Here is a 9178-nt window from a genome sequence, read left to right on the forward strand (position 1 = left end):
ATCGATGGAACATTTGCTGGTTGTCCATTACGTGCTGATGGTGGTCGCGGGCTGGCTGGTCGTTGGAGTCCTGGGACTCGCGAACCTGCATCGCACACGCGTAGTGGCGCATGGACTGTTTCCGTCCGGCGCGGTATTCGGTCTGCTTCTGTGCGGGCTGGGTCTGACGGGTGTTTTCGCAGGTCCCCAGGAAGTCATTCTGCCGCTGGGATTGCCCGGTCTGCCGTTCCATCTGCGGCTCGATGGTCTGTCCGCGTATTTCCTCTCTGTCCTCGGCGTGGTAAGCACGGGGGTGAGCGCGTTCTCCGCCGGGTATTTCCGCAAGGGCGAAGGCACCCCACCCGGATTGCTGTGCTTCGAATATCACGTGTGTCTCGCAAGCATGGCGGTGGTGCTGCTGGCGGATGACGCCTATTGCTTCATGGTTGCGTGGGAAACGATGACGCTGTCGGCCACCTTCCTCGTGATGACCAATCACCGCATTGCCGAAATTCGCCGGGCCGCCTGGCTCTACTTCCTGATCTCTCACGTCGGCGCGCTGGCATTGCTGCTGTGTTTTGGCCTGCTGCAGGCCAATACCGGCGACTACACGTTCGCCAGCATGCGCCAGCAGCATCTGGACGCGTTCTGGGCATCCATCGCATTCCTGCTGGCGCTGTTCGGCTTCGGCACCAAGGCCGGCATCTTCCCTTTGCACGTATGGCTGCCCGAGGCGCATCCCGCTGCGCCGTCGCCCGTATCGGCCCTGATGAGCGGCTTCGTCCTGAAAGCCGGCCTGTACGGCGTGCTGCGCGCGGTGTTCGACCTGCTGCATGTGCAGATTGCATGGTGGGGCGTGCTGATGCTGATGCTCGGACTATTTACCGCCCTGTTCGGGGTCGTGTTCAGCGCCATCCAGACGGACATGAAGCGGCTGCTTGCGTACTCATCGATCGACAACATCGGCCTGATGTTTGTCAGCATGGGACTGGCGATCCTGTTTCGCGCGTACGGCATGAACGCGCTGGCAGCGTTGTCGTTGACGGCGCTGCTCTACCAGATCGCCAGCCATGCAACGTTCAAGAGCCTGCTGTTCCTCGGAACGGGTTCAGTGCTGCACGCGACGGGCGAGCGCAATCTCGGACGCCTGGGCGGCCTGATCCGCTTCATGCCCTGGACCGCCTGGGCGGCGCTCGTAGGCGCGCTGGCCAGTGCAGGCCTGCCGCCGTTGAGCGGTTTTGTCTCCGAATGGCTGCTGCTGCAGAGCTTCCTGTTCACGCCGGGCTTACCCGACCCCTTCCTGAATATGGTAGTTCCGCTCGTCGCCGCCCTGATCGCACTGGTAGCCGCGCTCGCGGGTTACACGATGGTCAAGTTCTTCGGCATCGTCTTTCTGGGTCAGCCTCGCGAGACGAAGCTTCGCGAAGCACGTGACGCGAGCCCGTGGGAACGGACCGGGTTCGTGTGGCTGGCAGCGATATGCGTGCTACTCGGCCTGTTACCGGTGCAGTTCGTGGTCGTTCTGGATCGCGTGACACAGATGCTGGTGGGTGCAGGCATCGGACCCGCGGTGGCAAGGAATGGCTGGCTGCTGCTCGCACCCACCAGCGTCGAGCGGGCCAGCTACATGCCGGCGGTTTTCCTGCTGTTCTTCCTTGCCTGTTGCGGGCTCGCGTGGCTGCTGGTCCGCCTGCTCTACCACGGGCGCCTGAGGCGAGCCGCACCGTGGGCCTGTGGCTATCCCTTCATCAATGCACGGATGCAGGACACGGCCGAAGGATTCGGCCAGCCGATCCGCGAAATCTTCGCGCCCCTGTTCAGGATCGAACGGCGACTTCCCTCTCCATTTGACACGCAACCTATGTATAGCGTGACCGTGACGGATCGTGCCTGGGCCCTGATCTATGAACCGATCGAGCGGCTGGTCAGGCGCGTCGCGGCACTGGCCGGGCTACTGCAAACCGGCCGCATCGCCCTCTATCTGATGCATAGCTTCCTCGTGCTGATCGTGCTGCTGATGCTGGTCAGACGATGATCACACTCTCCGGATTGCTCTCCCAGGGGCTTGAAATCGTGCTCGCGCTGGCAGCAGCGCCCCTGCTGACGGGTTGGGTCAACATGTGCCACGCCCGGTTGCAGAACCGCCGCGCGCCGAGCCTCTGGCAGCCGTACAGGATGCTTCACAAGCTCTTCAACAAGGAGTCGGTTGTCGCCAGCCACGCCAGCCCCCTGTTCCGCGGGGCACCCTATGTTGTCTGGGCGTGCATGACGCTCGCCAGCGCGATCGTGCCGACACTCTCTACCGACCTGCCACTGTCACCGGCCGCCGATGCAATCGCCCTGGTAGGCCTCTTCGCGCTGGCCCGCGTGATGATCTCGCTGGCCGCGATGGACATCGGCACGGCGTTCGGCACGCTGGGCGCGCGCCGCGAAATGCTGGTGGGCTTCCTTGCGGAGCCGGCCTTGCTGATGGTGCTCTTTTCGGCGTCACTGATTACGCGATCCACCTTGCTGACCAGCATCGTCGCGACGCTCAGCCATCGCGAGCTGGTGATCTATCCGAGCCTCGCGTTCGCGGGAATTGCGTTCACGATGGTGTCGCTCGCCGAGAACGCGCGTCTGCCGGTCGACAACCCGACCACGCATCTTGAACTGACGATGATCCACGAGGCGCTGATCCTCGAGTATTCCGGGCGGCATCTCGCGCTGATGGAGTGGGCCGCGAGCCTCAAACTGTTCGCGTACTCCTGCATCGGCCTTGCACTGTTCATCCCGTGGGGGATTGCCGAGGCGGGCAATCCGCTGGCGCTGCTGCTCGCGATACCGGCGCTGTTCGTCAAGTTGCTCGTGGGTGGCGCGGTGCTCGCGGTCGTCGAGACGAGCAACGCGAAGATGCGCATTTTCCGCGTGCCTGAATTTCTCGCGACAGCTTTTCTGCTGGCCGTCATCGGGATGCTTGTCCACTTCCTGCTGGGGGCGTGAATGTACGGCTACGCGACGCAGATCGTCAACTTTCTGGCTGCCATCCTGCTGCTGCTGTCGTTTGCCATGCTCAGCCAGCGCCGGATCCTGTCCCTGATCCACCTCTACACGCTGCAGGGCCTCACACTCGTGTCGGCCAACCTGATCCTGGGATTCGTCACAGCCGACATACACCTCTATATCTCCGCCGGACTGACCCTGGTGCTCAAGGTCGGGCTGATTCCGTGGATCCTTTACAGGCTGGTCCAGCGGCTCAACGTGAAAACGGACGTCGAGCCGTTGCTCAATATTCCAGCGACCCTGCTGGTGGGCATCGTGCTCGTGATCATCGCGTTCAACGTGGCCACGCCGATCAGCCAGCTCGCCTCGTCGGTCGCGCGCGGCACGCTCGGCATTGCGCTCGCCTGCGTGCTGCTGTCGTTCATGATGATGATCACGCGCGCGAAAGCGATACCGCAGGTGATCGGCTTCCTGTCGATGGAAAACGGGCTCTTCTTCGCCGCGGCGGCCGCGACGAACGGCATGCCGATGATCGTGGAACTCGGCGTCGGACTCGACGTGCTGGTGGGGATTCTGATCCTTGGCGTATTCATGTTCCAGATCCGTGAGCAGTTCGACAGTCTGGACATTCATCACCTTGAAAAACTCAAAGATGACTGAGGCCTGGGTACTGCTGCTGGTTTTCAGCATTCCGCTTCTGGCGGGCGGCTGTCTTGCGCTCGCCGGCCAGCACCATGTCGCGGCGGATCTCAACGTCGGGTTCAGTTTCCTGACCTTTGTCGCCGCCATGCTGCTTGCCGCGCAAACCGTGGCACACGGACCGGCCTTCGCACTGGGCAAGCTTTTTTTCGTCGATCCGCTCAACGTGTTTCTGGTCGCACTGACGGCCTTTGTTGGCTGGACCACCTCCATCTTTTCAAGGCCCTACATGCGGATCGAGCGCGACCGCGGCAAGATGACCGGCCCTCGCATGCGCCTGTATCACAGCATGTACCAGCTGTTCATCTTTGCGATGCTGCTCGCGCTGCTTACCAACAACATGGGCATTTTGTGGGTCGCCATGGAAGCCGCCACGCTCGCGACGGTATTGCTGGTCAGCGTATATCGCACGGCGGCGAGCCTCGAAGCCGCATGGAAGTACTTCATCCTCTGCGGCGTCGGCATCGCGCAGGCGCTATTCGGCACGATCCTGCTCTATCTCGCTGCGAGCCGTGAGCTCGCTGGCAGCGATGCGCTGCTCTGGACCAGTCTGAACGCGGTCAAGGGCAGTCTCGACCCGACCATCATCTCGCTCGCGTTCGTGTTCCTGCTGATCGGCTACGGCACCAAGGTCGGCCTCGTACCGATGCACAACTGGCTGCCCGACGCGCATGCCGAAGGCCCCACGCCCATTTCTGCCGTACTCTCTGGCCTGCTGCTGAACGTTGCGCTCTATGCGGTGCTACGCTGCAAGGTGCTGGCCGATGGCGCGCTCCAGAACGGCTTGCCGGGGCATCTGCTGGTCGGCTTCGGTCTGATCTCGGTGCTGGTCGCAACCTTTTCGCTGTTCCGTCAGAAAGACGTCAAGCGGCTCTTTTCGTATTCGTCGATCGAGCACATGGGCCTGATGACGTTCGCCTTCGGCCTTGGCGGTCCCACCGCGACCTTTGCGGGTCTGCTGCACATGACGGTTCATTCACTCGTCAAGTCGGCCATTTTCTTTACCGTTGGACATGCCGCCCAGAAGGCGGGCACCCAGGCGATCGACGGCATCCGCGGTTTGCTGCGCGTGAACCCAACCGTTGCGTGGGGCATGATGCTCGGGGCGCTGGCGATCGTGGGTATGCCGCCATTCGGCGTGTTCGCGAGCGAGTTCCTGATCCTGACGACCGCGATGAGCAAACTCCCGTGGGCGACGCCCTTCCTGCTGCTGGCGCTTGCCGTGGCGTTTGCGGCCATCTTTGTGTGCGTGCAGGGGATGGTGTTCGGCGAGACAACGGCCAGGGCGCTTGAACACCCACCGGCGTTGCTGCCGGTGTTCGTCCATCTCGGCATCGGGTTGATGCTGGGACTCTACATTCCGCCGTATCTTGCGACGTGGTATCGGCAGGCGGCGGCCATGATCGCGGGGTGACGCATGCGCATCGAGGCATTCGGGTTTCCTGATCAGGTCCGCCTGTCTGCATTTGCCGGCAGGTCTTCAGCTTTTCTGGCGCGAACCGATTCCGCCACGTGGACCCACACCGCCGGCACGGTGCGCGAGGCGGGCGGGCGGCTGATCTCCCTGTGGGGTGCCGAAGAGGCTGCGAGCGCATTCACGATCTCCGCAGCCTACGCGCTGGAAGACGGCATCCTGTGGCTTCAGTTGCCGGTTGACAAGGGGCACGACGGCGGCGGCGAATATCCCGGTTTATCGGCAGTCTTTCCCTGCGCAACGCGTATGCAACGGGCCGTTCAGGATCTGCTTGGGCTGCGTGCGATCGGCGCCGGGGATACGCGGCCGTGGCTGAATCACGGCAACTGGCCCGCCGACTATCATCCGCTGCAAAAGCAGTCCTCCGGAACGACACGATTCGAGTCCCGGGAGCAGGACTATCCGTTTGTGCAGGTCGCCGGAGACGGTGTCCACGAGATCGCCGTCGGGCCTATCCACGCAGGCGTGATCGAACCGGGACACTTCCGCTTTTCGGTCGTCGGTGAAAAAGTGCTGAGGCTCGAGGAACGGCTGGGTTACGCACACAGGGGCATTGAACGGCTGTTCGAGCAGACGCCCCTGCTGCTCGGACATCGGCTGGCAGGACGGATCGCCGGGGATACGACCGTCGCTTTCTCATGGGCGTACTGCATGGCGGTCGAACGGGCACTGGATGTACACATTCCGCCACGCGCGCGGTGGCTACGCGCGCTGCTGCTCGAACGCGAGCGCATTGCCAACCATCTGGGCGATCTTGGGGCACTGGGTAACGATGCCGGATTCGGGTATGGCCTTGCGCAATTCTCCCGCATCAAGGAAGACTGGCTCCGGCTGAACGACCGGGTCTTCGGGCATCGCTATCTGATGGACCGCATTGTGCCCGGTGGTGTCGCAACGGAGGTTGACGTACATCTCGTCACGGCGATGCTCACTCAGTGCGACCAGGTTGACGCACAGGTTCGTGTTATGCATCGCATTTACGACGATCACTCGGGGCTGCAGGATCGCTTCGCCGGCGCGGGCATACTCTCCGCGAAGGTGGCGGAACACTTCGGTGTGTGCGGACTGGTCGGGCGAGCCAGCGGTCGGCAAATCGACGTACGGGTGGACCACCCCTACGCCCCATACCACGAGGTTCAGGTTCAGATGGTCCGCGATGATCGGGGTGACGTGGCGGCCCGGGTCGCTGTCCGCTTCAATGAAATCTACGAGTCCATCCGGTTGATCCGGGTCCTCCTGAACGATCTGCCAGGCGGCGATGTCATTACGCGGATCGAACATGATGATTCGCCCTGCCGTGGGTTAGGCTGGATCGAGGGCTGGCGCGGTGACGTATTCGTCGCGCTTGAAGTGGGAGCGGAAGGAACCGTATCGCGCTGCCATTGCCATGATCCGTCATGGCAGAACTGGCCGGCGCTCGAACACGCAATCATCGGCAACATCGTTCCGGATTTTCCATTGATCAACAAGTCGTTCAACCTGAATTACGCGGGACACGATCTATAATGTGGCAACTCATCAAACAGTATGCGCGAACCGGTTTTCCGGGCGAACCTGCGCCGACGGGTGACGATGCGTGGCACACCGAAGCGCAGCAGATCCGGCAGGATCTCCTCGACATTCTCGGGCGGGCACTCTGCATCCGTCACATCGATGCCGGATCTTGCAACGGCTGCGAACTGGAAATTCACGCGCTGAACAATCCCTACTACAACCTCGAAGGCCTCGGCATCAAATTTGTTGCCAGTCCACGCCATGCAGACATGCTGCTGATCACGGGACCGCTTGCGCTGAACATGCGGGAGGCGGTGCGGCATGCGTATGACGCGACGCCACATCCGAAACTCGTGGTGGCGGCCGGCGAGTGCGCATGCACGGGCGGGATCTTCAAGGACAGTTACGCGGTGTGCGGACCAATTGCGACGCTCCTGCCCGTGGATGTGACGATCCCGGGGTGCCCGCCGCGTCCGGTCGACCTGCTGAGAGGCATCCGTAGTGCGTGCATCCGGCGCGGCAACGGCGCAGAGCATCAGTAGACAACGCGCGAACAGGATGAAAACAATGCCGCCTCAAATCGAACCACCATCCGGAGTGGGCACCATCAAGGACGGACACCATGCCAGAACGATCCAGTGAGCGCCGGAATACTGGCCTGGCACTAGTGCGCCTGGCGTGGCCGCAACTTCTCACGCTGTTCTGTTTTCTGATTGCGGTTGGCCTCCGGTACCCGGCGTGGTTTGTGATACTGGTCGGCCTCGTCGAATGCGTGTCGCTTCGGCGATTCGCGCAGAATGTCGCTGATGGTCCGACGCGATCATCCCACATGAACTTGATGGACTGGGTTCTGATCGGCAGCGGCTGGGCGTCGATCCTGCTCTCAACGAAGTGGTGGATCGCCGAACGGGCACAGCAGCTCGCGCCTGGCGCTACGTTGACCTCTGCTGGCTACCACGTCATCGCGACCGATCCGGAATTGGTCTGGTCGTCCATCATGACGCAATGGAGTTCCTGCGCGGTCTTTCTGGTCATCGTGCTTGCCTGGGCATTCAGTGGTCGACATACGGATGTGGGCGCCGGTGGGTAGGGCCATCCCGCGGCTGATCACAGACGTAGAGTCGTTTTTTATCAAACGCGTTGTGCTTGTCCGCGTCGCTCCGTTTCTCATGACACCCATCAAGTTTGTCCTTAGCTATACCGCGGTACCACTGACAGCCATCGTTGGCGTCGTCATCTGGATGTCGATTCCGTCGTCTACTGAGATCGACGCGAGGCAATACGTGGCATTGTCGAGCGCCTATGCAAGCTTCCCGCCAGCCTTAAGACATGACATAGCTTCCGCGCTGAAGACGGGGAGGCTAAGTAGCTGGGACTATCAGGCGCTTGTTCGCGAGTCACTGGCGGACGGCGTGGCGCTCGACTGGCCGTCGTCCGGGACAGGAAGTGTTGCCGTCGAGCGGGAGAAGCTGACTACACTCGTCCAAGCTGATATACGTCCTTTGGAACACCATTGATCATGCTGAAAATCTTCGTTGCTGTTGCCTTTGTCCTGATCATCGGAAGCATGGTTTCAGCGCTGTATTTCATGAATCACGACCGCGGCACAACAAAGCGGATGGTGTGGTCGCTCGCCGCGCGTGTCGGCGTATCGATCACGTTATTCCTGTGTCTGCTTCTGGCTTACCGGCTCGGGTGGATCGAGCCGACAGGCATCCCGATCGGTCGGTGAGGGTCGGTCCATCGCGAGAATCCTGCGAACGCGGTCCCGGCGGCGCCTGTCACGTATGTGGAGGTAGGGGAAATTTGATAGACGGGATGACACCTTATATAGACATGGACAGATAAGTCGACCTATCTGCATAGCGACGAAGTGCGGCGAGCCCGGCAGTTCGATCTGGCGTTTGGCTCACGGGGTCTCAAGTAGCAGATCGCTTATAGCGCTTGGGGCATGAGTGAACGGAACACCATAACCGCGGGGCTTCTGATAGGAAATTGCGCTTACCTTGCTCGCCCCCCAAGTTCGTTGGATTGCAGCTGCTCGTCGAACGCTGCGGTCGCACCTATTGGTACCCGTTGTATAGGTTCGGCTTGCTATGTGTGTCCAGTGGTTTTGTGCTGCGCGAGGAGTTCCAGATGACGTGAAAAATGCCCCGCCATGTACTTCCTGAAGCGCGGCTCATCGCAGAGACTGAGTTGACCGGTTGCGAGCCGCATTCCCTCAAACACGCCGAGCTTCTTTGCGTCCGCGCGCACACGCGCATGGAGCGTGCAGACGAAGTCACCTCGCACCTCCCTGAAGCTCATGAGGTATCGGTCGAACAGGCGATCGGCGTGGGTAGCGAGCAGCAACCCGTTCATTCCGTCTAGCCGCTCCTCGTTGTCAGACTCGCGCCAGGGCTTGATGTGCGAAGCGATCAGAAGCTCCCGCACCGTAAGCGGCTCGCGACGGCCGTTGCCGATCTCGCGCACGCGTGAGGCATGATGAGAGTCTCGATGGTGAGGGGGAGATCACGTGAGATCGTGTCCATGATCGATCATGGACACGAT

10 protein-coding genes are annotated in these 9178 nt (G+C 61.5%); 9 read left to right on the forward strand and 1 reads right to left on the reverse strand.

The window, feature by feature from the left end; translation table 11 throughout:
* Window positions 1-4 precede the first annotated feature (4 nt).
* From hyfB to ACREXZ_RS29535, 9 genes are all read left to right on the forward strand, one after another.
* The gene (hyfB, locus tag ACREXZ_RS29495) at window positions 5-2014 is read left to right on the forward strand and encodes a hydrogenase 4 subunit B (protein WP_431767668.1); all 2010 of its coding nucleotides are present in this window, start codon (window positions 5-7) and stop codon (window positions 2012-2014) included.
* Window positions 2011-2961 carry a respiratory chain complex I subunit 1 family protein gene (locus ACREXZ_RS29500; RefSeq protein WP_431767669.1) on the forward strand — a complete coding sequence of 317 codons (951 nt, stop codon included), beginning with the start codon at window positions 2011-2013 and terminating at the stop codon, window positions 2959-2961. Before hyfB ends, ACREXZ_RS29500 begins: the two co-directional genes overlap by 4 nt.
* Window positions 2962-3621 (forward strand): formate hydrogenlyase, encoded by a 660-nt coding sequence (locus tag ACREXZ_RS29505; protein WP_431767670.1) that lies wholly within the window; start codon window positions 2962-2964, stop codon window positions 3619-3621.
* Window positions 3614-5074 carry a hydrogenase 4 subunit F gene (locus ACREXZ_RS29510; protein ID WP_431767671.1) on the forward strand — a complete coding sequence of 487 codons (1461 nt, stop codon included), beginning with the start codon at window positions 3614-3616 and terminating at the stop codon, window positions 5072-5074. Before ACREXZ_RS29505 ends, ACREXZ_RS29510 begins: the two co-directional genes overlap by 8 nt.
* 3 nt (window positions 5075-5077) lie before the next feature.
* A complete protein-coding gene (locus ACREXZ_RS29515; RefSeq protein WP_431767672.1) occupies window positions 5078-6640 on the forward strand; it encodes an NADH-quinone oxidoreductase subunit C in 1563 nt (520 codons plus the stop codon).
* Window positions 6640-7170: an NADH-quinone oxidoreductase subunit B family protein gene (locus tag ACREXZ_RS29520; protein ID WP_431767673.1), complete on the forward strand. Its 531-nt coding sequence runs from the start codon at window positions 6640-6642 to the stop codon at window positions 7168-7170. Before ACREXZ_RS29515 ends, ACREXZ_RS29520 begins: the two co-directional genes overlap by 1 nt.
* An 80-nt stretch (window positions 7171-7250) precedes the next feature.
* The gene (locus ACREXZ_RS29525; protein ID WP_431767674.1) at window positions 7251-7718 is read left to right on the forward strand and encodes a hypothetical protein; all 468 of its coding nucleotides are present in this window, start codon (window positions 7251-7253) and stop codon (window positions 7716-7718) included.
* A 79-nt stretch (window positions 7719-7797) separates the two neighbouring features.
* On the forward strand, window positions 7798-8145 hold the full coding sequence (locus ACREXZ_RS29530; protein WP_431767679.1) for a hypothetical protein: 348 nt from the start codon (window positions 7798-7800) through the stop codon (window positions 8143-8145).
* A 2-nt stretch (window positions 8146-8147) separates the two neighbouring features.
* Entirely contained in the window at window positions 8148-8360 is a 213-nt protein-coding gene (locus ACREXZ_RS29535) for a twin transmembrane helix small protein (protein ID WP_431767675.1), read from the forward strand.
* Between the two features lie 362 nt (window positions 8361-8722).
* Here ACREXZ_RS29535 and ACREXZ_RS29540 read toward each other — a convergent pair whose 3' ends face one another.
* Window positions 8723-9100, reverse strand: a complete 378-nt coding sequence (locus tag ACREXZ_RS29540; RefSeq protein WP_431767676.1) for an HNH endonuclease — start codon at window positions 9098-9100, stop codon at window positions 8723-8725.
* Window positions 9101-9178 lie beyond the last annotated feature (78 nt).

Origin of the sequence: Paraburkholderia sp. (assembly GCF_050742655.1) — a bacterium.
Lineage (GTDB): Bacteria > Pseudomonadota > Gammaproteobacteria > Burkholderiales > Burkholderiaceae > Paraburkholderia.

Coding starts and splice junctions, on each gene's coding strand:
- hyfB (WP_431767668.1), top strand. CDS start 5: ATGGAACATTTGCTGGTTGTCCATTACGTGCTGATGGTGGTCGCGGGC.
- ACREXZ_RS29500 (WP_431767669.1), top strand. CDS start 2,011: ATGATCACACTCTCCGGATTGCTCTCCCAGGGGCTTGAAATCGTGCTC.
- ACREXZ_RS29505 (WP_431767670.1), top strand. CDS start 2,962: ATGTACGGCTACGCGACGCAGATCGTCAACTTTCTGGCTGCCATCCTG.
- ACREXZ_RS29510 (WP_431767671.1), top strand. CDS start 3,614: ATGACTGAGGCCTGGGTACTGCTGCTGGTTTTCAGCATTCCGCTTCTG.
- ACREXZ_RS29515 (WP_431767672.1), top strand. CDS start 5,078: ATGCGCATCGAGGCATTCGGGTTTCCTGATCAGGTCCGCCTGTCTGCA.
- ACREXZ_RS29520 (WP_431767673.1), top strand. CDS start 6,640: ATGTGGCAACTCATCAAACAGTATGCGCGAACCGGTTTTCCGGGCGAA.
- ACREXZ_RS29525 (WP_431767674.1), top strand. CDS start 7,251: ATGCCAGAACGATCCAGTGAGCGCCGGAATACTGGCCTGGCACTAGTG.
- ACREXZ_RS29530 (WP_431767679.1), top strand. CDS start 7,798: ATGACACCCATCAAGTTTGTCCTTAGCTATACCGCGGTACCACTGACA.
- ACREXZ_RS29535 (WP_431767675.1), top strand. CDS start 8,148: ATGCTGAAAATCTTCGTTGCTGTTGCCTTTGTCCTGATCATCGGAAGC.